Origin of the sequence: Hydrogenophaga sp. (assembly GCF_041633695.1) — a bacterium.
Taxonomy (GTDB): domain Bacteria; phylum Pseudomonadota; class Gammaproteobacteria; order Burkholderiales; family Burkholderiaceae_C; genus Hydrogenophaga.
The window spans coordinates 1-1344 of record NZ_JBFJMY010000722.1 but is presented as its reverse complement, the minus strand read 5'-3'; the positions used below and the strand labels follow the sequence as shown (position 1 = coordinate 1344).

At 64.7% G+C, this 1344-nt stretch carries 1 protein-coding gene; it reads left to right on the top strand.

The window, feature by feature from the left end:
• Positions 1-116 precede the first annotated feature (116 nt).
• Positions 117-1184, top strand: coding sequence for a serine hydrolase domain-containing protein (locus ABYB95_RS23565; protein ID WP_372662831.1), 1068 nt, complete (start codon positions 117-119; stop codon positions 1182-1184).
• Positions 1185-1344 lie beyond the last annotated feature (160 nt).

The following is a 1344-nucleotide window of genomic DNA, read 5'->3' as shown; positions in this document are numbered from 1 at the left end:
TGCCTGCTGCGGTAGCGATTGAACTCCCTGGAGCCGCCCCGGTTCGTCACCTGGGCGAAGCAGCAAAGTATATGCATCCCTCAGAATAGACCCGTCTACCCCATTTGGAGCCCCACATGACCGCCCTCCCCCTGGCCGCCCCGCTCGACGCAGGACTGTGCCCCCAACGCAGCCAACGCTTGCTGGACGTGCTGAACCGCGAAATTCAAAGCCAGCGCCTGCCCGGTGCCGTGGCCCTGGTGGCACGGCGTGGGCAGATCGCCTTGTTTGAAAGCCTGGGGCAGCAAGACCCGGGACGCGCGATTCCCATGGCGCGGGATTCGATCTTCCGCATCTACTCCATGACCAAACCCCTGGTGTCGGTGGCCGCGATGATGCTGGTGGAACAAGGCAAGCTGCTGCTGAGCGACCCGGTGAGCCAATACCTGCCCGAGTTCTCGCAACAGAAGGTGGCGGTGATGCGCAACGGCGAAGAAATGCTGACCGACGCGGTGCGCCCCGCCACGGTGCAGGACTTGCTGCGCCACACGGCTGGCCTGACCTACGAATTCTTGGGTGAATCGATGGTGCAGCGCCAATACACACAAGAACACATCTCTTCGCGCCAGCGCAGCAACGCGGCGTTCAGCGAAAAGCTCGCGGCCATCCCCTTGATGTTCCAGCCCGGCGAAAAGTGGGAATACAGCCGGGCCACCGACGTGCTGGGCCGGCTGGTGGAGGTGGTGAGCGGCGAGACGCTGGGCGTGCACCTGCAACGGCACATTTTGGGTCCGCTGGGCATGGTCGATACCGGCTTTGTGGTGCCGCCCGAACAGCAGCACCGCATTGCCGAGCCGTTTGCCCACGACCCCGACGGTGGCGTGCCCATGCCGGTGCTGGAACCTCGCACCACGCCGGCATTTGAAAGCGGCGGTGGTGGCCTGATGTCCACCGCCATGGACTACGCGCGTTTTCTGCAGTTCATGCTGAACAAGGGCGAACTCGACGGCGTGCGCCTGCTGGGCCCGCGCACCGTGGCGTACATGACCGCCGACCACCTGGGCGACATTCCGGCCAATGGCGACCTGCTGCCGCCCGGCCACGGCTTTGGCCTGGGCTTTGCCGTGCGCACGGCGTCTGGCGTGTCGTCCGTGCCGACCGGTTGGTTGCCCTGTGCGCACGGCCGGCGTCTCAACCCACAGTAGTTGTAAGGCGGTCCGGTTGGAGTAACGCGGCGCCCAGTTTGCCTCCCGTGTTGGCAACAAAAAAAATATGGAGCGCGTAGTACCCGTACGTTCCGCGCCGCTTTTGGATCGTGTCCGGAAGTGGGTGCCCGTTGGGTGCCGCCGTCGTCCAAAGAGACGG